Annotated in this window: 20 protein-coding genes, 1 tRNA gene and 2 pseudogenes; 21 read left to right on the forward strand and 2 right to left on the reverse strand. The window is 54.1% G+C overall.

Features of this window, described 5'->3' with window-relative positions:
- The first annotated feature begins 172 nt into the window (after positions 1-172).
- Positions 173-703 carry a TetR/AcrR family transcriptional regulator C-terminal domain-containing protein gene (locus tag JCM13996_RS00975; protein WP_054749254.1) on the forward strand — a complete coding sequence of 177 codons (531 nt, stop codon included), beginning with the start codon at positions 173-175 and terminating at the stop codon, positions 701-703.
- 49 nt (positions 704-752) lie between these two features.
- On the opposite strand, the pseudogene JCM13996_RS11355 reads toward JCM13996_RS00975, so the two are convergent.
- Positions 753-1,645, reverse strand: a pseudogene (locus tag JCM13996_RS11355) (ADP-ribosylglycohydrolase family protein).
- A gap of 373 nt (positions 1,646-2,018) precedes the next feature.
- Here JCM13996_RS11355 and JCM13996_RS00990 point away from each other — a divergent pair.
- The 16 genes and pseudogenes from JCM13996_RS00990 to JCM13996_RS01065 all read left to right on the forward strand — a co-directional run bounded on the left by JCM13996_RS00990 (position 2,019) and on the right by JCM13996_RS01065 (position 14,488).
- Positions 2,019-3,098 carry a GGDEF domain-containing protein gene (locus tag JCM13996_RS00990; RefSeq protein WP_054749257.1) on the forward strand — a complete coding sequence of 360 codons (1,080 nt, stop codon included), beginning with the start codon at positions 2,019-2,021 and terminating at the stop codon, positions 3,096-3,098.
- Between the two features lie 281 nt (positions 3,099-3,379).
- Positions 3,380-4,444, forward strand: a complete 1,065-nt coding sequence (locus tag JCM13996_RS00995; RefSeq protein ID WP_054749258.1) for a mandelate racemase/muconate lactonizing enzyme family protein — start codon at positions 3,380-3,382, stop codon at positions 4,442-4,444.
- 71 nt (positions 4,445-4,515) lie between these two features.
- Positions 4,516-4,587: transfer RNA gene (locus tag JCM13996_RS01000), tRNA-Ala, on the forward strand.
- Positions 4,588-5,243: 656 nt separating this feature from the next.
- Positions 5,244-5,681, forward strand: coding sequence for a 3-hydroxyacyl-ACP dehydratase FabZ (gene fabZ, locus JCM13996_RS01005; protein ID WP_420836019.1), 438 nt, complete (start codon positions 5,244-5,246; stop codon positions 5,679-5,681).
- A 14-nt stretch (positions 5,682-5,695) separates the two neighbouring features.
- Positions 5,696-6,664: a beta-ketoacyl-ACP synthase 3 gene (locus JCM13996_RS01010; RefSeq protein WP_054749260.1), complete on the forward strand. Its 969-nt coding sequence runs from the start codon at positions 5,696-5,698 to the stop codon at positions 6,662-6,664.
- A 49-nt stretch (positions 6,665-6,713) separates the two neighbouring features.
- A complete protein-coding gene (locus JCM13996_RS01015) occupies positions 6,714-6,965 on the forward strand; it encodes an acyl carrier protein (RefSeq protein ID WP_054749261.1) in 252 nt (83 codons plus the stop codon).
- Between the two features lie 8 nt (positions 6,966-6,973).
- Positions 6,974-7,159, forward strand: coding sequence for a hypothetical protein (locus JCM13996_RS01020; RefSeq protein WP_054749262.1), 186 nt, complete (start codon positions 6,974-6,976; stop codon positions 7,157-7,159).
- On the forward strand, positions 7,156-7,887 hold the full coding sequence (locus JCM13996_RS01025; RefSeq protein ID WP_054749263.1) for an ACP S-malonyltransferase: 732 nt from the start codon (positions 7,156-7,158) through the stop codon (positions 7,885-7,887). The genes JCM13996_RS01020 and JCM13996_RS01025 overlap by 4 nt, the downstream gene beginning before the upstream one ends.
- 14 nt (positions 7,888-7,901) lie before the next feature.
- Positions 7,902-8,621 (forward strand): SDR family oxidoreductase, encoded by a 720-nt coding sequence (locus JCM13996_RS01030; protein ID WP_054749264.1) that lies wholly within the window; start codon positions 7,902-7,904, stop codon positions 8,619-8,621.
- A gap of 12 nt (positions 8,622-8,633) precedes the next feature.
- Positions 8,634-9,857: a beta-ketoacyl-ACP synthase II gene (gene fabF, locus JCM13996_RS01035; protein ID WP_054749265.1), complete on the forward strand. Its 1,224-nt coding sequence runs from the start codon at positions 8,634-8,636 to the stop codon at positions 9,855-9,857.
- A 2-nt stretch (positions 9,858-9,859) separates the two neighbouring features.
- On the forward strand, positions 9,860-10,300 hold the full coding sequence (locus JCM13996_RS01040; protein WP_054749266.1) for an acetyl-CoA carboxylase biotin carboxyl carrier protein: 441 nt from the start codon (positions 9,860-9,862) through the stop codon (positions 10,298-10,300).
- 2 nt (positions 10,301-10,302) lie between these two features.
- Positions 10,303-10,725, forward strand: coding sequence for a 3-hydroxyacyl-ACP dehydratase FabZ family protein (locus JCM13996_RS01045; protein ID WP_054749267.1), 423 nt, complete (start codon positions 10,303-10,305; stop codon positions 10,723-10,725).
- A gap of 3 nt (positions 10,726-10,728) precedes the next feature.
- Entirely contained in the window at positions 10,729-12,096 is a 1,368-nt protein-coding gene (locus tag JCM13996_RS01050; RefSeq protein ID WP_054749268.1) for an acetyl-CoA carboxylase biotin carboxylase subunit, read from the forward strand.
- A complete protein-coding gene (locus JCM13996_RS01055) occupies positions 12,089-12,928 on the forward strand; it encodes an acetyl-CoA carboxylase carboxyltransferase subunit beta (protein ID WP_054749269.1) in 840 nt (279 codons plus the stop codon). Before JCM13996_RS01050 ends, JCM13996_RS01055 begins: the two co-directional genes overlap by 8 nt.
- Positions 12,921-13,706: an acetyl-CoA carboxylase carboxyltransferase subunit alpha gene (locus JCM13996_RS01060; RefSeq protein WP_054749270.1), complete on the forward strand. Its 786-nt coding sequence runs from the start codon at positions 12,921-12,923 to the stop codon at positions 13,704-13,706. Before JCM13996_RS01055 ends, JCM13996_RS01060 begins: the two co-directional genes overlap by 8 nt.
- Positions 13,707-13,817: 111 nt before the next feature.
- Positions 13,818-14,488: pseudogene (locus JCM13996_RS01065) on the forward strand (SDR family oxidoreductase).
- Positions 14,489-14,555: 67 nt separating this feature from the next.
- Here JCM13996_RS01065 and JCM13996_RS01070 read toward each other — a convergent pair.
- Positions 14,556-15,119, reverse strand: coding sequence for a DNA-3-methyladenine glycosylase I (locus tag JCM13996_RS01070; RefSeq protein ID WP_054749271.1), 564 nt, complete (start codon positions 15,117-15,119; stop codon positions 14,556-14,558).
- Between the two features lie 265 nt (positions 15,120-15,384).
- Between JCM13996_RS01070 and JCM13996_RS01075 the strand changes: the two genes are divergently transcribed.
- Genes JCM13996_RS01075 through JCM13996_RS10695 form a run of 4 tightly spaced genes read left to right on the forward strand, consistent with a single transcriptional unit; the run spans position 15,385 to position 20,672 of the window.
- Positions 15,385-19,410: an MBG domain-containing protein gene (locus tag JCM13996_RS01075; RefSeq protein WP_054749272.1), complete on the forward strand. Its 4,026-nt coding sequence runs from the start codon at positions 15,385-15,387 to the stop codon at positions 19,408-19,410.
- 19 nt (positions 19,411-19,429) lie between these two features.
- Positions 19,430-20,083, forward strand: a complete 654-nt coding sequence (locus tag JCM13996_RS01080; protein ID WP_054749273.1) for an MBG domain-containing protein — start codon at positions 19,430-19,432, stop codon at positions 20,081-20,083.
- Positions 20,080-20,520: an MBG domain-containing protein gene (locus tag JCM13996_RS01085; protein WP_054749274.1), complete on the forward strand. Its 441-nt coding sequence runs from the start codon at positions 20,080-20,082 to the stop codon at positions 20,518-20,520. Before JCM13996_RS01080 ends, JCM13996_RS01085 begins: the two co-directional genes overlap by 4 nt.
- The gene (locus JCM13996_RS10695; RefSeq protein WP_156321797.1) at positions 20,517-20,672 is read left to right on the forward strand and encodes a hypothetical protein; all 156 of its coding nucleotides are present in this window, start codon (positions 20,517-20,519) and stop codon (positions 20,670-20,672) included. The genes JCM13996_RS01085 and JCM13996_RS10695 overlap by 4 nt, the downstream gene beginning before the upstream one ends.

Below are 20,672 nucleotides of genomic sequence, written 5' to 3' on the forward strand. Positions count from 1 at the left end.
GTGTCTTGTTATCCCCTTTCCGTTGCTTACGCTTCATCCTAACACTGGTTAATTATCCGCGTAACGGACACGGGCTCCCGTGTGTCCGGGTGTTAAGATAGGGAAGAGAAGGTAGGTGGAACCATGAACCGCACACAACAAAAAAATTTGTACTGCCACCAAGCTCGTAGTAGTGGCGCACCCGTTTAACCAAGTGAACGTGTCAGCGATTATGGCCGCTGCAGGGCTGCGTCGGCAAACCTTTTACGACTATTTTCGGGATAAGTACGATGTGTTGGGCTTCATCTACCGGGAGGAGGTGGCAGCCGCGGCGACGTATTGTCGGCACTATGCATACTGGCCCCAGACGTTGCGCAGCATGTTGCGCTACTTTGACGCTAACCGGGCCTTCTATCAACGGGTGCTGACGCTGGACATGCAAAACGCCCCAGCCAACGTCATTCAGGCGCACCTGCGCACCACCATTGGTGATGTATTGGCAGACATGCAAAGTACGGAGCACATCCACTTAGCTCCTGCGTACGTGCAGTTCATCCAATCGGTGCAAAGCGTGGCGCTACTGGCTGCCCTGCAGGAGTGGATCGGCGCGGCTGAGCCGGTGACGTTGGCCGTGGAAAACGCGCGTTTATACCGTTACTTACAAGACGGGCTGAACGGTTTGGCGCACAGCGCACGGGCAACACGTGTAACGTTAATTAAATAGGCAAAAGCGGCTGGCCCCCGTCATTCGAGGTCCAGCCGCTTTTTTTTGTTTATTCAATGGTGGTGGCAAAATGGTCCGCAAATTCAGTAATAATGCGGTCCATCTCGTCGGTGTGGATCAGTTGGTCTGACCACTCACCGGGTACTTGGGCGTCGGGGTGGCCAGCAGAGTACAGGCAGGTGGCGATTTGCGCCACGGTGTCGGTATCCTCGCCCAGGTTGGCAGCTCGTAAAATCAGCTCCTGGAGGCTAGTGGCGGTAAGGTTTAACCACGTAGCTGCTTCCAGGGTGTCCACCACGTAGCCCGTTGAGCGAATCATGGTGACCGGTGTTTGCACAAAGTGCGGATCCCAGATGCGGTCAAAGTAATCGTACTCGTCGCGGTCAAAGTCGCACTGGGCCATTAACCGGTGAACCGTGTCGAGGGCGGCGGATAAGGTGACACCCCGTAATAAGCATCGCAATAGCTCTACGTAGATGGTACTGGCAATCACGCTCCGTTGATGGCCATGGGTGGTAGTAGTGTAATCCCGCTCTTGGCGTAACCGCGCCGTTAACGTCGGTTCGTTGACCAGCGCGAATGCTAGTGGGGCCAAACGCATGAGGCGCCGTTGCCGTTGTCGTACTCACTGCGATCGCCACTTTGCTCCGCTGGTTTACCCTTGATAAAGTTCATAATCGCGCGGCTGGTACTGGAGCCGACGTCAAAGGTGGTGCCGAGGGGAGTGTAGTCGCCCTCCTGGAGGTAAGCCACAAAGCGTTGCATGAGCGTGGTGGGATTACCATGGTGGACCAGATTTTCCGCGAGCACCAAGGTGAGTGAACTGTCGTCTGACCAGCACCCCACGGGCTGATCATAGGTGCCATGTCCGGTCATACCGTGCACGTGGTAGGTATCCCGGACGTTGAACTCGACCGGGACCCCCAACGCGTCGGCGACCATGGCATTAATGAAGAAACGATGAATTTGTTGGCTGGTAATTGTCCGCACAGTTGCCCTCCTTAATTGGTCGCTCCGTCGTGACCACGAATGTTATATCATCGTGGCAACGGATAACAAGAAAACGTATCTTTGCGCTTCCATTATCGCGCGTAGCGGTGACGGGAACAAGACACGTGCCGTTATTCCTTCTCGGCCGGAGCATTGGTGTTGACCCAAAAAAACAGATAATTTTATAAAAACAGTTGTAATGTTTGAGTCGCATTCAAATTTAGTGTACTCTTATGCCTAACAGTGTAATTGGCGTTAACGACAAGTGTGGGGACTTGAAAAATGGCATTGATTGGGACAGTGGGTTTTTGTTTAGTTTTTTTATATGGCGGGGCTAATTGGCATCCTGGACGCGTTGGAAGATGTCTTTCCCAGGTTTTATGCGCACATCACCACCCGTGAGCTACGACCAGAGATTCCGGAAGCGGTGTTTACCATCCTGGTTTTGCTGTGTCTGCGGTGGTTAGCACCGCTGGATGCAATTGACGCGTGGATCGCTGATGCGGCTTTGTTTGGCACGTTGCTATACTTGAGCACCCGTTTGCATGAACGGGCGCTTTATATTGCCTTGCTGACGTTGACCGGAATCATTAACTGGACGCTGTGGGGCACGCATCCGGGGAGTTTGGTACCGTTGGTCATTTTGATGGTGGTCAACTCGTTCGCCGACTGGTTTAACGACCATACGTGGGACTTTATCCTGATGACCTTGGTGGTTAGTGCTGTTACTTGGGGCACCGCGACTTGGGTGAATGCTTGGGACCTGGTTGAAGCGACCATTGTCGGTGTGATCGTCACGGTGACTATGATTGCCTCGCACTGGTACGGGCGTTTGGTTGTTTCCCGGCAGCAGCAGGGCAAGCGGTTACGCTACAGTAGCAACCACGATGAGCTCACGGGCATTCGCAGTCTGCACTTGTTTCGGCGGGATTACCGTACTTATCAGCGCTTGATGCGCAGTAACCCTGATGCGCACCTGACCTTAGTGATGATTGATCTGGACCACTTCAAGCAGATCAACGATACGTACGGACACCTGACCGGCAATGAGGTATTGATCACCTTTGCGCGGGATATCGAAGCTTACCTGGTGGCCATGCCGTACTTTTGCGGCGTGTACCGAACGGGTGGCGAGGAGTTCAGCGTGTTCCTGTATGAGCTAACGGACGCGGAGGCCAAAGAAGCCATTGATGCTTACATTAAGCGGCTCCGTGACCTGGTAGTCATGCGTTCATACCCCGAAAAGCGCATCACGTTATCAGTGGGGATGTCCCGTGTGCACGGTTATGACGAACCGTTAAAGCAAGCCATCGCGCGTACGGACGCCAAGCTGTACGAAGCTAAACATGGTGGCCGTAATCGCGTGGCCCAGCAAACCGGTGGGCAGACGGCTATGGCTGATTAATAGGTGTTTTATAGATAAGAAGGTCAAGGCCAGTGGGGCAACCCATTGGCCTTTATTTGTATGTCGAGCGGGGTTCTTAGGCATAAAACTCGCAATTAACCCGTTATCATTTAAATTTAATTATTGATATGGTTGGTGCGGCCACATAGTTACCGGTCGGCGATGCCTACACAGTGGGGGATAATTGGCGTCCAACAATCGTTTGTTATGTTTACCTGCACCCTTTGCCTCACCCCAAAATTAGTATAGACTGAAATCATATTAAAAATCGGGGTGTGCACATGAAAATTACACAGGTTGAGAGTTTTAAGCAGTCGGTGACGCTCCGCCATCCGTTCAAAATCTCCTTTGCGACTATTTATGAATTACAGACGATTATCGTCAAGGTGACGACTGACACGGGCGTGGTGGGTTTCGGCGAGGCCAGTCCGTTCGAACCGGTCACGGGTGAAAGCATTGCGACCGAGCTGGTGGCCCTCGACGCGCTGGGGGCGGCGCTGGTGGGGGTAGACCCGCGCGCACTGGAACGCGTACATAACGTAATGGATGCTACGATGTTAGGGCACACTGCCGCCAAGGCGGGCATCGACATTGCGTGCTACGATATCCTGGGCAAGGATAGTGGCTTGCCTTTGTACCAGTTGCTTGGCGGCGATAGTAACCAGGTCGTCAGTGACTACACGCTTGGTATTGATACTCCTGAGGCGATGGCAAGTGCCGCTCAGGAACAGGTGGCTGCTGGGTTTACGGTGTTGAAGGTCAAAGTCGGTGATGATGACCAGCAGGATATTGCGGCGATTCGCGCTATTCGCGCCGCTGTGGGTCCGGATGTGGAATTGCGTATTGACGCCAACCAAGCGTGGACACCGAAGCAAGCCAAGCGGGTGATGCGCGCCATGGGTGACGATGTTGCCGCCGTGGAGCAGCCGCTACCCGCCAGTCAAACCCAGGACCTGCCGCTGGTGCGGGCGTTGGTCGACCAGCCCGTTATGGTGGACGAAAGTGTACACAGTGCCACTGATGCTTTTAAGGTTCTGGCTGCCGGTGGTGCTGACATTGTCAATATTAAGTTGCAAAAAGCCGGGGGCTTGTGGGGTGCCACCCAGATTAATGCGGTGGCGGCTGCGGCTGGTATTCCGGTGATGTTGGGCTGCATGGTTGAAACGAAGGTGGGTATCGCCGCAGCGGTACACTTTGTCGCCGCTCACCAGAACGCGCGGTACGCAGATTTGGACGCCTTTTTGGATTTTGCGTCGCCGTCCTGGTTGCATGGCGGCTTCACACACGTCGGCGGCATCTACACGCTCAGCGATGCCCCCGGCTTGGGCATTGAGTGTGATCTGTAAATTCGGCCAACAATCTACGGGCCAGCTATTGCGCTTACTTGGTAGCGTGCTAAACTAATAAGGTAAGCCATGGGCCATAGCTCAGTTGGGAGAGCGCCTGCTTCGCATGTAGGAGGTCGACGGTTCAAGTCCGTTTGGGTCCATTAATGTCACTTGTGTGCACTTCAGTTGAGCTGGAGTGCTTTTTTTTGTGGCAATAGATGAGTGGGAGTAGTGTCATGGCAACAAGCGCGGGACAACAGGGGATCACCGTTGTCCCGCTTTTTTTGTACGGTCGCTACCGCTGAGTAGGGTAAGCGGGTAGGCCACCCTGTTGTAGTGCCGTTATTTTTACGCTACTAAGTGTCCGCAACGCTGAATGACGGTTGTAACGTCAAATGTGTATTGACACCCCCACGATGATGGTATTAAAGAAACACAACACCAGATAATATAATAACAAATTAATCTGCAGTAAGCTGTCCGTGGAAAGCGTCAATAAAGGCATACGACTCCTACATTGCTCCCGGAGTCTTAACGATAATTTCTCCAAATGAATAACAAAAATATACATAAATATCAGGCTACCAAACGGTATGTGACCACTTTTATGCTGAAGATGTTTCAACTGTTACCTATAAGTGAAAACGTACGCTGACTGATTGACTTCACCTGCACCGCAATTTATATTATTTGCATTCAACAACGGCTGGTTCCTGAAACCAACCGCGAGTTGAACCACGTCAACGTAGCGCATGCGTGTACGGCCCGCTTGTCCGTACCGCTAACCCACACCAAGGAGGAAAAGTATTTGGCAGTCATGGACACAACAACCATTATGCAACTCATTCCGAACCGGTATCCGATCTTGTTCATGGATTACGTGGATGAAATCAACCCGGGGGCATCAATTGTAGCGACGAAAAACGTCACCATCAATGAGCAGTTTTTCCAGGGGCACTTCCCGGGTAATCCGGTCATGCCGGGGGTGCTGATTATTGAGTCGCTGGCCCAGGCCGCATCGATCCTGATTCTAAAGTCGCCAGAGTTTGTGGGGCAAACGGCGTACTTAGGTGCCATCAATGGTGCTAAGTTTCACCAGATTGTGCGCCCAGGCGACGTGCTCAAGCTCCACGTTGAATTCACGAAGCGGCGACAGAACATGGGGGTGGTGCACACGTTTGCGGCGGTCGGTGACGTGACGGTGGCCCAGGCTGACCTGACGTTTATCGTATCCCCCCAAACCACGCAGGCATAAGCAGGTACTGACACATGGGATTAACAATTATCGGCTCCGCGTCCGCGGTGCCGGCACAAGTAGTGACGAACGATGAGCTAACCCGACTGATGACTACCAGTGATGAGTGGATTCAACAACGTACCGGTATCGCGCGCCGACACGTGGCACGGACGGAAACCACCGATAGTTTGGCCATTGATGTTGCCCGGCAGCTGTTAGAGCAGACCGGCGTGATGGCTGCGCAGGTCGGCTTGATCCTGGTGGCGACCATGTCGCCAACGTACACGATGCCAAGTGTGGCGGCCATGGTGGCCGGGGCCGTTGGTGCCCACGCCGCCATGACGGCCGATATCAGCACTGCCTGTACAGGGTTTGTGGCGGCGTTATCGACGGCCCACGCGTTAGCCCTAGCCCGTCAAACCCGCTATGTATTGGTCATCGGCGCAGAAGTGTTAACCAAGATTGTGGATTGGCACGACCGGTCAACGGCCATTCTGTTTGGGGATGGTGCTGGTGGGGTCATGCTGGATATGGCAGGTACAGCGGGAGCGTACCTGGGTGATGAATTTAGTACTCAGGGTGAACACGGCCTGGATCTGACTGCCGATTACTCCGGCAACCACAGCCCGTTTGCAGAGCCGCAGGATGGAGATCCTTACTTCCGCATGAACGGGCACGCTGTCTACAACTTTGTGGTTAATGATGCGCCCGCGGTCATTGAGCGGTTACTTGCTCGGACCCAGACGGCGCTGGCGGACGTGGATGTGGTGGTGTTTCACCAGGCCAACGCCCGGATGTTGGAGCATTTAGCCAGGAAGCTAGGGCTAACAGCGGCGCAATACCCACTTAATTTACAGGAGTACGGCAACACGGCGGCTGCGAGCGAACCCATCTTATTAGCAGAGCTCATTGCGACCGGCCGTATTCAGCGCGGCAATAAGGTACTACTGTGTGCGTTTGGCGGTGGGTTAACCGTTGGCGCCGCACTGATTGAATATTAGGAATACTAAGTAGTTATGTGAAGCAATTGCAGATAAAGGAGCATACAAAATGACCAAAGATGCGATTATTACCAAAATTATGGACATGGTGCAAGCTGACGGGGTGGCTGCGGATAAGCAGGTGACGCCGACGATGTCGTTTAAAAATGACCTCAATTTAGATAGTTTAGATATCTTTGAACTGGTGAACGAAATTGAGGATGAGTTTGATATTGAGATTGAAGCCGACGAATCCATTGATACCATTGATGCCCTGGCGGCCTACGTGCAAACTAAGCTACCTGACCAGGCGGAGGCATAGGTGAGGCAATGGCGATAGGTTATTTGTTTGCAGGGCAGGGACAGTCAGTTGCGGGTTTGGGGCATGACCTTTACCAGCAGGAAGCAACGTACCGGGAAGTCGTTGATGAGGCTGCGGCGGCGTGCGGTTGTGACCTGGCGGATCCGGAGGTCTGGGGCCAACCAGTGCAAGCCCGGTGTCTCTTTACACCATGAGTGTCGGTATTGCCGCCCTTCTAGGGGCAGAATTACCGGCACCGGTGGCAGTGATGGGGCTGAGTCTGGGTGAGTACGCAGCTTTGACGGCGGCCGGCAGTCTATCGCTGCCCGATGGGGTGCGGGTCGTAGCTGACCGTGCCCGCTGGATGCAGACGGCGGGAGACCAAGTGCCTGGCAAAATGGCGGCGGTGATGACGGACCAGGTGTCCACGGTACAGACGTTGGTGCAAGCACTCCCGGGCGTCTACGTGGCGAACAAAAATGCCCCTCGCCAAATTGTGGTGGGTGGTCAGGTGGCTGCGGTTGATCGACTGCTGGCAGAGTTAGCGGCACGGGGCATCAAACGTGTGCGGTCACTGAACGTAGTGGCTTCGCACACACCATTGATGCAGACCGCTGCGGACCGGTTAGCGGCCCGCTTGCAAGCCGTCCATCTTGCCCCACCGCGGATACCGGTAATTAGCAACACTACGGGCAAGCCGTTTACCACGGCGACCGTCAAGGCCACACTGGTGAACCAGCTAACGCACACCACCAACTTTGCTGGGGGCTTACTGGCCCTCGCGGATTTAGGGGTGGATCAGTTTGTGGAAATTGGTCCCGGGCGGACACTTAGCGGTTTTGTCCGGCAAACTTTACCACGGGCCGCACGCTATCAGGTACACGACGTGGCGACCTTCAACCAAGTGCGCACGGAATTGGGCGTAATTAGCGACTGGCAGTAAAGCGAGGGGAAAACATGCAAACAGGTGCAGTACTGGTAACCGGTGGTGGACGCGGTATCGGCCGGGCGGTGGCCGAGCGTCTCGCCCGTGACGGGTATACGGTGGTGGTCACTATTCGGCGGCCCTTGACAGCTGAGGTCCAGGCTGACTTTGATCAGTTGGGCGTGCGCACGGTGCAGGGCGACGTGACGGTGGCCGCTGATGCTGAGCGTATGGTAGCTGATTGCTGTGGCCCAGACGAAACACTAGTGGGCCTAATTAACAACGCTGGGATTACCCGGGACATGTTGATTACGCGCATGACGGTGGCGGAATTTCAGGCGGTGTTAACGACTAACCTGGTGGGGGCCTTTAACATGACCAAGCCTGCGTTGCGCGTGATGCAGCGCCAGCGGCGTGGTTGCATCATTGACATCAGTAGCATTGTGGGGTTGGTGGGCAATATTGGTCAGGCAAACTATGCGGCTAGTAAGGCGGGCCTCATCGGGCTGATGAAGACGACGGCCAAAGAGGGCGCGTTGCGGGGTATCCGTTGTAACGCGGTCGCTCCGGGCATGGTAGCGACAGCGATGACCGCAGCGTTAAGTGCCAAGACGACTCAACGGTTGCAGGAGAGTATCCCGCTCAAACGGTTTGCGGAACCCGCTGAGGTGGCTGATGTGGTGGCGTTTTTGCTGGGCAATCAGTATATTACTGGTCAAGTTGTGACCGTGGACGGGGGACTTACGCTGTAGGAGGGCGAACAAATGAAACGAGTGGTAATTACGGGGATGGGTGCAGTGACCCCACTCGGGAACACGTTGGGGGACTATGTTGCTGGTTTACGGTCCGGCCGGGTAGGCATTGGTCCCATCACCAAGTTTGCGGCGGATGCGGGTGTGAGCGTGGCGGGGGAAGTGCGCGACTTTGACCCCACGGTGCACCTGAAGGCCAAAGCGGCAAAGCGTATGGACCTGTTTTCCCAGTACGCACTCTACAGTGCCACTGAGGCCATGACCATGGCTGGTTTGGTTGGTGGTGGGGTGGATTCGGAGCAATTCGGGGTCATTTACGGATCGGGTATTGGTGGGCTGGGTACCATTGAGCAACAGGTCATTAAGATGCACGACAAGGGGCCACGGCGGGTCTCACCACTGTTCGTGCCTAATGCAATTATCAACATGGCGGCTGGTAACCTATCAATTGCGTTTCATGCCCAGAATATTAGCCAAGCAGTGGTGACTGCGTGTGCGTCCGCCACTAACGCGATTGGCAACGCCTTTGATACCATCCGCTTGGGTCGAGCGCAGGTGATGCTGACCGGCGGGAGCGAAGCATCGGTCAATGAAATCGGCATTGCTGGGTTCGCGGCTTTGACCGCGTTGTCACGTAGTACCGACCCACTACGCGCATCGTTACCTTTTGATGCCTACCGTAGCGGATTTGTCATGGGTGAAGGTGCGGGTACTTTGGTGCTTGAAGAATTGACCCACGCCCAGGCGCGGGACGCACATATCTATGCCGAGGTCGTAGGCTACGGCAGTACCGCCGATGCGTATCACGCCACGGCGCCCGATCCGACCGGTACCGGTGCCATCCGTGCGATGACTCAGGCTGTGACTGATGCCGGTATCACTCCTGATGCGGTTGGTTATATCAATGCTCATGGTACGGCCACCAAGGCTAATGATGAAGCCGAAAGTCGCGCTATCCAGACCTTGTTTGGGAAGCATGACGTTCTGGTCAGCAGCACCAAGGGCATGACCGGGCACCTACTAGGGGCTGCTGGGGCCTTGGAGGCCATTGCCACGGTTGCAGCCTTACGGGGGCCGTTGCCCGTTAACGTGGGTTGCGCGGATCAGGATCCCGCGTGTCCCGTCCACCTGGTAACTCCAGCTAACGCAGACCGGCCGGTGGATTACGCTTTGAGCAATTCCTTTGGCTTTGGTGGGCACAACGCCGTGCTCGCCTTCAAACGATGGGGGGCTTAGTGATGGAAGAACGCGAAATTGAACGGTTAGTGGATCGCTTTGAGCGTTCCTCGTTAGACCACCTGCAGATTACCGACGATAGTTTTGAACTGGTGCTGAGCAAGCCAGGGTCAACACTGGCCGTCGCGACCACCACGACGCCGATGCTACAGGCACAGCCGGCGTCTGTAGAGCCGGCGGCTGCGGCCACCACGAATGTGGGGACGCCGGTAACGGCACCATTGGTCGGGGTGGTCTACTTTGCGCCACAGCCCGATGCACCGGTGTTTAAGCAAGTGGGGGATCACGTGGACGCTGGTGAGGTAGTTTGCTTGATTGAGGCGATGAAGATGGTCAATGAGGTCAAGGCCCCAGTTGCTGGGGTGCTGGCATCAATTGCGGTTGAAGACGGCACGTTGGTCGAATTCGAGCAACCGTTGATGCACATTGATGCGGAGGGGTAGCAATGGATGCGACCAACTGGATTCCACAACGCCCACCATTTTTGTTCATTGACCGGGTCCGGACAGTCACACCTGGGGTCGCAGCAACCACGAGTAAGTTGGTGACCATTGATGAGTGGTATTTCGCCGGTGGCAATGGTGGTGAACCCCTGATGGTACCGACATTTGTGTTGACGGAAATGACTGCCCAGACTGGTGCGGTGGCCATCCTGGCGGGGCAGCATTCTGGTAAAAATGTGTTGTTTGGCGGGATTCGGCAAGCGGAGGTGCTTGCACCAGTCCGACCCGGGGATGAAATCACGTGCGCCGTGCAGCTACGCAAGATGCGCGGACCTATGGGTATTGGTACCGGGACCTTGTCCGTGGGCACCAGAACGGTTTATCGCGCCACGTTGGTCTTTGCCGTGGTGGATGCGGAGGAGTAGCTCATGTTTAACAAAGTGTTAGTGGCCAATCGCGGGGAAGTGGCCGTGCAAATCATCCGGACACTACGTGAAGTCGGAATCCGTTCGGTTGCCGTGCATTCAACGGCGGACCGCGAAGCGTACTTTACCCAGTTAGCCGACGAAGCGGTTTGCATTGGCGGCCCCTTGCCCGGGGATTCATACCTTAATATGAAGGAAATTATTAGTACGGCGTGTTTGACCGGCTGTGATGCCATTCATCCCGGGTATGGGTTCTTGTCCGAAAACGCGCAGTTTGCACAGATGTGCGCGGAGTGTGACCTCACCTTTATTGGGCCGAGCAGTCAGGTGATTGCGCAAATGGGTGACAAGGCCCGTGCGCGTGCCGTAATGGCAGCGGCGGGGGTACCGGTTATTCCCGGCAGCACGGCCACCATTGACGATATTAACGGAGCAACCCGTACTGCCAACCAGTTGGGTTATCCGGTGGTGCTCAAAGCCACTGCGGGTGGTGGTGGCAAGGGAATGCGCCTCGTAGCTAACGATGTGGAATTGCGCCAATGCTTTTCTGACGTTCAACGGGAGGCCCACCTGTCCTTTGGTGCTGGTGATGTGTATATGGAAAAAGTGATCACCCACGCTAAACACATTGAAGTACAGGTGTTCGCGGATGACTTTGACCACGTAGTGTACTTTCCGGAGCGCGACTGTTCCTTGCAACGCCACCACCAGAAATTGGTGGAGGAAAGCCCTAGCCAGGTAGTAACGCCCGAGCAACGGGCGGAGTTAGGCGCGTTGGTGGTCAAAGCTTGCCGGGCTATTCAGTACCGGAACACGGGCACCTTTGAATTCTTAATGGATGCCAATCACCACTTTTACTTTATGGAAATGAACACACGTCTGCAGGTTGAACACGCCGTGACGGAGGAAGTCACGGGAGTCAACCTCATCGCCGCCCAGATTTTGGTGGCAGCGGGAGAGCCATTACCATGGGGCCAAAGTGACATTCATATTCGGCAGTACGCGGTGGAATGTCGCATCAACGCGGAGGATCCTGAGGCAGGCTTTCTACCGGCAGCCGGGCGTATCACCGGGTTAGTGCTGCCGACTGGGACCCTGGGGGTGCGCATCGACAGCAGTATGGTCGGGCCCACCACCATTGCGCCATATTATGACTCAATGATCAGCAAAGTCGTAGTGGGGGCAACCGACCGCCATCACGCATTACGGCGGATGCGCCGGGTCTTGGCGGAGCTACGCGTCGAAGGGGTAGCGACCAACCGGAACTTTCTCCGTGACTTAGTGGCCGCACCGGCCTTTGCTAACGATAAAGGCACCATTAATTATGTTGAGCAGGAATTCTTACCGAGGTGGTTACAAAGCCATGAGTAAATTTAACCCCAGTGACCGCGCCCAACTCAGCGCGCGGATGGACAAAATTCCCGACCATTTATACATGCAGTGTCCCTATTGTCATGCCGTGTACTACCACGCTGAACTCACTAGATTTGGTGAATGCCCGCATTGTGGGTACGGGATGCGTTTGCGGGCGCAGGAGCGGCTGGCTATGGTTGCCGACGACTTTGAACAGCGGGATGGTGACTTGACCTTGACGCCAGCGGTCACCGACGGCGCTTACCAGCAAAAGCTGAATCGGGCCGTTGCTTCCGCAGGCCTGCACGAGAGCGTGTGGACCGGGCTCGCCCATATTGGCGGGTATGCAGTTGCGCTCGGCGTGATGGATACTCACTTTATGATGGGGAGTCTTGGTCGGGTAGCGGGCGAGAAACTGAGCCGCTTGTTCGCGCTGGCTACCGACCGGCGGTTACCCGTGGTTTTGTATACAGCCTCGGGTGGGGCCCGGATGCAGGAGGGCTTGTTCTCGCTCATGCAGATGGCCAAAGTTGCGCAGGCAGTGGCTGACCACGCGCGCGCGGGCTTGCTCTACGTGGTGGTTTTGACCGATCCCACCACGGGTGGTGTGACCGCGAGTTTTGCAATGGAAGCCGACATTACGTTGGCGGAGCCACACGCGTTGGTGGGATTTACGGGCCGTCGTGTGATTGAGCAGACACTGCACGTGGATCCGCCCCAGGATTTTCAACGCGCCGAGACGCTCTTGCGTAACGGCTTCGTGGACGCAATTGTGGCGCGTAGTGACCAGAAGACCTACCTCGTTGACCTGTTGCGTATCCATCGAGAACCGGAGGTGGCCCATGAATAGTGCATACGACGTAGTGCGTCAGGCACGTAGTCAAGATAAGGTCAGTACCCCGTGGTTGATTGCGCAGCTACTGACCCATTTTCACGAATTGCATGGTGATCAGGCCCAGGGTGATGACCCTGCTATTATCGGTGGGGTGGGGCTCCTGGTGGGACAACCAGTGACGGTAATTGCGACCAACAAGGGACAAACCTTAGCGGAATCGCAGGCGTGCCACTTTGGTTGTGCCACACCCGCAGGCTACCGTAAGGCCATCCGGCTGATGCAGCAGGCTGCTAAGTTTGGGCGACCCGTCCTCAACCTGATCAACACCCCGGGGGCATTTCTGGGGGTGGACGCTGAGTATCAGGGTCAAGGGCAGGCTATTGCGCAGTGCATCATGACCGGCGTCAGTTTGCCGGTCCCCATGGTGAGCGTAATTGTTGGGGAAGCTGGTAGTGGTGGTGCCTTGGCGTTAGCTTGCGGGGACCGTACCTGGATGTTTGCGCAAAGTACGTATTCCGTCCTGTCGCCCGAGGGCTACGCGTCTATTTTGTGGCGTGACGGGCAGCGGGCAGCCGAAGCGGCGGAACATATGCGGTTGACCCCACCGGAAATATTGGCGGATGGAATCGTTGACCGTGTGATCCCAGAAGTAACGGACGTGCCCGGCGCGCAGCAATTAGGCGCTGAGTTGGCGGCTACTTTCACCACCCTGGGCGAGTTACCTACGCAGCAACTATTGGCCGCACGACATGAGCGCTACCGCAATTTTGGGGTGGACGGCTTACAAGAATAAGGGACCACGAGAGGATTGAAAAAAAATATGGATATATTAGCTGGACGGACCGTCATCGTGATGGGAGTTGCCAACAAGAATAGTATTGCGTGGGGGTGCGCGCGTGCCATTATGGCGTGTGGCGGTCAAGTAGTGCTGACTTATCAAAATGAACGGTTACGGCAAAGCTTGTTACGCTTTGTTGCTCCCGACCAACCCATGGTGCAGTGTGATGTGGCTGATGAAGAAAATATTGACGCGGCCTTCACCACCATTCGGGAGCGCTACGGTGCCGTGCACGGACTGGTACACGCTATTGCATACGCCGACAAGGAAAGCCTGGAGGGTGATGTTCTGCAGGTAAGTAAGGCGGGTTACAACCTGGCGCAAGATATTAGTGCTTACTCGTTATTGGCGGTGACTCGCAGTGCTGTGCGTCTCTTTCCCGCGCTCCGCAGTGTGCTGACAATGACCTACTTTGGGTCGACCCACGTGATTCCCAACTACAACATTATGGGCGTAGCAAAGCGGCGTTGGAGGCCAATGTGCGCTATGTGGCGAAGGAGTTGGGTCCGCAGCACGTACGGGTTAACGCCATTTCGGCGGGGGCCGTGAAAACGTTGGCGGTCACGGGAGTAAAGAATCACGCGTCGTTACTGCAAATGTCGCGGGCCGCAACCGTTGATGGCGAGTCGGTGACGCAGTCAGAAATTGGCAATACCGCCGCCTTTTTGCTCAGTGACATGGCCAATGGGATCACCGGCGATATTATTTTTGTTGATAAGGGTGTGCACCTGATGTAAGTGTGGCGGTCAATAAAAACGCCCCGGTCATCATGACTGGGGCAGGCGATATTATTGGCATTACGCTTTATGCGTGGCAATGGTTGATCGTGCAGGTGACGAGATGGTCATCTAAAATACCGATTGCCTGTAAGAATGATTGAATGATGGTGGGACCGACAAACCGGAACCCCGCCTTTTTCATGTCATGACTAATTTGGGCGGATAGCGGCGTCTGCGCGGGCAGGTCGGCTGCTGTGGCGTAATGGTGAATTACGGGGTGGCCGTCGACATAGTGCCACAACCAGGCGTTGAGGGTTTGTCCTTGTTGGTGCCATGTTTGGAGTATGCGCGCGTTGTTAATGGTGGCCGCAATCTTGATGCGGTTACGGACAATACCCGTATCGTTACGCAAGCGCATGACGTCGGTTTGGGTGTACGCAGCTACTTTGTCCACATCGAAGTGATTGAAGGCTACTTGAAAGTTGGCCCGTTTATTCAGAATTGTTTGCCAACTCAAACCGGCCTGCATTAATTCTAGTGTCAGCATCTCAAAGGTGTATTGTTCGTCCTTGCTTGGTACGCCCCATTCGTAGTCATGGTAGCGCGTCATTAGTGGGGTGGCGTCAGTGGCCCAGTCGCAACGTGGCATGTGATGACTTCCTTCCTTACTATTTACGAATATATCATACAGTCAAACTGAACCAGATGAGTAGTGTGGTAATACATATAGCAGGTATTGATTGGCTGACGGGTAAGGCTGAATTAATCCCTCGACAAAAATTGGTGACAGGACACCCGTAAACCGGATTATATTGGGGATTTGTGCCTTTAAGCACTAGTAAAAAAAGCACTATACTTAAGCTAATGATAAAGCAAAATTTCATTGGATTAGCGGGGTGCTGATTATGAGGCAAATGGAGAAGCAAGCAGCAAAATTGCAGCGGGCGTTGTGGCAACGTGCGGAGCGTTTCAAGCTATATAAGAGTGGAAAATTATGGCTTGTGAGTGGCATTGTCTCGCTATTTGTAGGTGCTGGAGTCATGCTCTCACCACAGGTGCAGAATGTTGCCGCGTCAACAGCAACGGCTGGTAGTACAACTGAGGAAACAAGTGGCATCACTAATACGAGCGTGGCTCACTCAAGTGCTGACGTTAAGGCTTCAGTAGCCTCAACTAGTAGTGCAACCGTGGTAAACACTGGCAACGACAGTAGCACAGCAACCAGTGCTACGAGTACCGCTAGCGCTTCCACTAGTGTGAGTGCTGTTGCGTCGGCAACCAACGGTAGTGCTGAGAGTTTGGCTGCTACCAGTGCTGCTACCGCTGCTACGACTTCAGTTGCTGTGGACGACAGTAGTGCAGCATTGCCAGCCTCCTCTGCCGCTACGGCAGGGGCGGAGACATCCAGCGCGACCAGTGGTAGTAGTGCAGCCAGCGCTCAAACAGTTACTAGTGTTGCCCACCAAGCGTTACGCACCCGCAGTCTGGCAAGCAGTGCTGCGCCGGCGGATTCTGAGGTTACAACTGCCATTAACAGTGGCGCTGCGAATGCACCAGCTACAGTGAGTTATCACAACGGCTCAACACAACCGACAATTTCGGTGATGGTCTCCGGAAATTTTCAGGCTGGTGACGTTGTGACCGTTTATCTGGATACAACCGCCATGTCAGTTACTGCGGCGACAACCGTCAAAGGTGCCACCGAGTCGAATGTTGATGTATCCACGAATGATGGCAGAACGGTTAAGGGTGCACAGTATCAATTTAGTTCGGACTATAACGGGGCGTTTCCGGTGGTCTTTGTGCTCAACGGTACAGCCGATGACCAAATCAATAATGGTACCAGTACGGCGACAATTGCCGTCGATGTAGACAAAAATGGGACGATTGTGGCTACTAACAGCGTTGTGCTGGATAAATCGTATACCATGACGCAGCCTAATGACACCATTCGTCGAAATATATTAAACGGAACAAACGGTGTGACTGCGGGGGTTATTGCTCAAGGGGCGGTTACCAGTGAATTAACATTGCGGGCACAATTGCAAGGCCTGCAGTATTTTGGTGACTACAGTACGTTGGTTAACAGTTCTCCCTATGAGAAGCTGACAGCTGCCAGTACCGTGACGTTTGATTTTAGTGATCAGTTAAAAGTTGATTCTGCAGTCCTGTCAGACGATGCCGTGGCCACGGGGGTTACGCTCACACGCAGTGGCAACAGTGTCACCCTCACGCTTCCGAGTGGCCTGACGCTGGCGGCAATTAGTAAGCTGGCGGGGTACTTGCAGGTCGGGTTATTGCCTGTTACTGTGCCTACGACGTCAACTAGGTATGTATTACCAACGTTGACAGCTACGTGGACTATCGATGGCCAAACCAATACCGTTACGGAGCCTGGCAACAGTGGTAGTAGCCATGCAAACGAATTTGCTTACAATATTCAAACTTATACCGCAGTGGGGACGGTCACTGTTTCCTCATCGTCCTCATACTTGGGGTTATTGCAACAAGGAACGGATAATGATTACGGCCTTCAGTGGGTGGTTGCTAACGAAAGCAACTTTGCTTCTGGTACAACCACCACGGGGTCGCTGAGTATTACCTCCAGTCCTGACAACTCGGTGGGAATTACCAGCGTGAATGGTTTGGACGGCAATTATCTTACATCTGCTGGTCTGAGTAAAAACCTTACAATTACCTTTACGACTGCAGATGGTCAGAGCCAGTCCTTTGAATATGTGGATGGCACTACCAGCTATGTGGCCACTGTCGGCTCGGCAACTGATCCCGTGACGCAGGTACAAATTGTTGATCACGCAGCGCAAACAGCGCCTTACGTGACTGGTAGCATTTCACACCTGCAAGTTGGATTAATTGCGTACGGTGATGAGAAGACGACCGTAACGGCGACGGCAGATACATCGCTGTACGACGGTGATGGCAAATTAGTGCTAGACACGGCTTCCAGTACGGATAGTGACGTGGTCAGGGAAAGGACAGTTACTAAGACCTACTACCCACAACCAAGTATTGTTCTATCCGCCGGTAGTAATGGTGTCGACAATCAGCAAGGTAATACTGCGCAACAGATTTATAATCCCGGTGATGAATTAACCGAAAGCGTCAACTTATTGGACGGTGGTACGAATTCCGGTTCAGCAAGTGATCAGGTGGGACGGATTGGCAACGGCGATGGCAAACAACCGGCCGTTGAAGCGGTGGCAGCCCAAAATCCGATGACTATCGTTGTGGTGGCACCAACCAACACTGACTTTGCTGATGATGCTACTTTATTGAGCACGCTCAATAAGTCTGATATTAGCAGTAGTGGTGATCTTGAGATTACCCATCTTGATGATGTTGATGGTCGTCCTGTCATTGCGATTACTGGGGTTGACCACTATACCGCTAGTAGTCGATTACCAATTGTGCTGCAAGTGAATGCCGATGCAATTGGTGGTAGCACGATTTCTGCTTTGAACACAATTTACGTCATGCCCAGCGCGGTTTTATCCCAGTACAACAACGGCACGATTTTAACAAGTGATGGTTCACTGGCCACTGATTGGGCGACGGGCAATATGTATAACTTGAGCACTGGTGGGAGTCAGCTGGGCACGATTATTACCGCCTCAAGCTTTACGGCTAACGCGTCCATCACGGGTTCCGCAGATTCGTCCGCGCAAGTCCAAACAGGGACGATTAACGTTGACGACGACCAGGCGACTGGTAAAACCACACTCTACAACGGGACGACCAACCCCGTTACGGACACGTTGACCACGGTCAATTTGGTGGATGCTGATGGTAATCAGTACATCACTTTGACTGGGCCGGTGCAGGTAGTGGATGATGCAGGTAATACTGTGGCCGCAGCCGTGACCTACTATCAAAATGGCGCGGTAGTGACGGATCCGACGCAGGCGGATAGCTTTACTGTTAGCGGTGTTTCACTGGCCAAAAAGGGAAGTTATGCCGTCATTAGTTATGGGCTAACGGTCGTACCGTCCCAGCTCGCGGGTGCTTTGACAAACAAGACGTGGGCTTACCAGACCTCTACCCAAGGTTATACCGCCGGCACGGTGGCGACTGGCAACTTGGTACCATTAGGTGCAGCCATCAGCAACACGTTGGTGCTGCAGGCCATTCGCGACCTGACGGATACGTGGTATGTGGCGCAGCGTAAAGCTGACGGTACCTATGTGGTTGATTCGGCGGTGGCTGCAGTAACTACTACTGGTGTGGTCGGGCGTATCTATAATGGTTACACCTTGATGGGTACGAGTGCCGCTGACGTTGGTCAAGCATACGGGGACGACGGGGCGGTACTCGTGGGAGTCTACGATGCCACAACCGGGCAAATGGTTGCCGATGGTTCGATGATTACCTATGCGGAGCAGGTTAATAGTGATGGCACCATCACGGGCCACACCTATTACCTGGTTACTGAGCAGGATGTAGCCACGAAGTTGAACGACGTTACGGTCACCTATAACGGTCAAACTGCTGCTAGTGAGGTAGCCGGTTTACAGGCTACTGCTAATAAGGTTAATGTTGGTCTTACTAGTGATGATATCACGGTGGTTAAAGACGGTATCAACGCAGGCACGTATACCTACCAGTTGAACGCTCAGGGGCTCGCTAAATTGCAGGCGGCCGTTGGTAATGACGCAATAGTGACCGACGTTGGTGTGACGGGCACAATTACCATTCAGCCCGCCGTGACCACGGTCACGTTGAATCCTGGCGCGTTGACTTACGATGGTCGCACGCCAGCCAGTGGCGCCAGTCTCACGGCGACGGTTGCTGGCCAAACGCTCAAACTGAATAGTGGTGATGTTACGGTTGCTGACGATGGCATCGATGTTGGCACGTATACCTATCAGCTGACGGCGGCGGGATTGAGTAGCTACAAAGTCAGGTTGGTAGTAACTACGTAGTCACCACGGGCACACCGGGATGATTGTAATCAGTCCTGAGCAAATGCCGGTTACTTTGTCGTCCGGGTCGTTGGTTTATGACGGTAAGACCAAGGCTAGTGGTGCGGCAGTAATTGCTACGGTTAATGGCGAACCATTGACGCTAAATGACGATGACATTACCGTCACTAATGATGGCATTAATGTGGGTACGTACAATTACCAGTTAAACCAGACCGGTCTGGAAAAATTACAAACGCTTGTTGGCGACGACTTCACAGTGGTAGTGGGCGACCCAGGGACGATCACGATTACACCTGCTGTCGTCGACGTCGTTCTGAATGACGGCTCGTTCACGTATGATGGCAACACTGCTGCTAGTGCGGCGAAGGGGTTGGTCGCTACGGTGAATGGTACACCGGTCGATCTCGACAATAGCGACATTGAAGTGACAGATGACGGCGTTGACGCGGGTAATTATGCTTACCAGCTAAATGATGCCGGGCTGGCTAAGGTGCAACTTGTAGTTGGTTCTAACTACCAAGTCAGCGTGGCGGTCACGGGTACTATTACCATCACACCTGCATCAATCACGGCTGCATTAAGTGACGGTGGCTTCACGTATGACGGCGCCACGAAGGCCAGTGAGGCTACAGGCTTGACTGCGACGGCCAATAGCCAGGCGTTGATTTGAGTGGTGAGGACATTGAAGTAACAAATGACGGCACTGGTGCGGGTAATTATGCTTATCAACTTAGTGACGCCGGGCTGGCTAAGGTGCAGTCCGTAGTTGGTACTAACTACACGGTTGTTCTCGGTGGGTCGGGTACAGTCACCATTGCCCAAGTCGTGGCAACAACCGTTCTGAGTGATGGTGGCTTCACTTTTGATGGCACTACCAAAGCCAGCGAAGTTACTAACTTAACGGCATCGGTTGTCGGCAAGACAGTTGGGCTCGATAGCAGTGACATCGATGTGACGGATGACGGCTCTGCCGCTGGCGATTACGTTTACCAGTTGAACGCCACTGGGTTGGCCAAAGTGCAAAGCGCTGCTGGTGCCAATTACACTGTGCGTGTCGGTGACACGGGTACGATTACTATTGCCAAAGCGCAAGCGACGACTGCTTGAGTGATGGTGGCTTCACGTATGATGGTACGACCAAGGCTAGTGGTGCTCCGAAATTGATTGCTACTGTTGTCGGCCAGACAGTTGAGCTCGATAGCAGTGACGTTGATGTGACGGATGACGCTCTGCCGCTGGCGATTACGTTTACCAGTTGA

The sequence above is a fragment of the Lacticaseibacillus thailandensis DSM 22698 = JCM 13996 genome (genome assembly GCF_001312865.1).
GTDB lineage: Bacteria > Bacillota > Bacilli > Lactobacillales > Lactobacillaceae > Lacticaseibacillus > Lacticaseibacillus thailandensis.